General features: G+C 45.9%; 1 protein-coding gene. It reads left to right on the top strand.

The genetic code is table 11. The features are described from left to right. Positions 1–60 precede the first annotated feature (60 nt). Positions 61–1,098 carry an IS630 family transposase gene (locus PSI23_RS21500; protein WP_273556980.1) on the top strand — a complete coding sequence of 346 codons (1,038 nt, stop codon included), beginning with the start codon at positions 61–63 and terminating at the stop codon, positions 1,096–1,098.

Raw genomic sequence — 1,098 nt, 5'->3', positions numbered from 1 at the left:
TATACCAATCGCCATTGAAGATGCTTGATTTATCCCCCAAACCAGACCATGCTTGCAACCATGAAAATTCATCTGACACCAGAACAAAAACGTGCCCTCGAATTGATGCATGATACCACTCGTGACAGTCGGGTCTGTGATCGCATCAAGGCTGTGCTTTTGGCCTCCGAAGGCTGGACAGCTCAGATGATTGCACAGGCCTTGCGTATTCATGAAAGTACGGTAAGCCGTCACCTAAAAGATTTCGTCGCTCAGGAAAAGCTCACCCCGGAAAATGGCGGCTCTGAAAGCCATCTCACCGCCGAACAAACCGTCGACCTGATTGATCATCTGACGGCCAATTTGATGCATACTACCCCTCAAATTATGGCCGATGTCCGAGCACGTTGGCAGGTTTCTTTCAGCGTGGGCGGAATGACGAAATGGCTTCATCGCCAAGGTTTCAGCTACAAAAAGCCAAAGGGAGTTCCTCATAAATTTGATGCGGATAAACAGCAACAATTTATTGATGATTATCAGTCGCTGAAAAACAGAGTGAGTCGGAGTGAACCGATCCTATTTATTGATGCGGTGCATCCTTCACAGTCCACAAAGCTCAGCTATGGCTGGATGAAAGCAGGAAAAAATCAGGTAAAAGTGGTCGAGACCCCCGGCAGTCGTACCCGTCTCAATATTCTGGGTGCCCTCCATTTACAACGTATTGAAGACACCGTGATCCGTGAATATCCGAGCATCAATGCTAAAAACATCGCGTATTTCTTCGGGGCAATCCGGGAAACTTACCCACTGTCGCAAAAAATCCATATTATTCTGGATGGAGCGGGTTACCACCGAGCAGAGTTGGTGAAAGATATTGCGTATGTCCTTAATATTGAATTGCATTACTTACCGCCTTACAGTCCAAACCTCAATCCGACAGAGCGATTGTGGAAGTACATGAATGAGCACGTGCGTAATAATGTCTATTTTCCGAATGCGAAAACGTTCCGTGAAACCCTTCGTCACTTTTTTCATGTCACTTTGCCAGAAAAAGCGAAAGAACTGACGACTCGACTGACTGACAATTTTCAGATTTTAAAACCTGCATCTTCAAGTTAG

Origin of the sequence: Xenorhabdus yunnanensis (assembly GCF_028598805.1) — a bacterium.
Classification (GTDB): Bacteria; Pseudomonadota; Gammaproteobacteria; order Enterobacterales; family Enterobacteriaceae; genus Xenorhabdus; species Xenorhabdus yunnanensis.
Note: the sequence above shows the minus strand (reverse complement) of the source record. Positions and strands in the feature narration are given on the sequence as shown.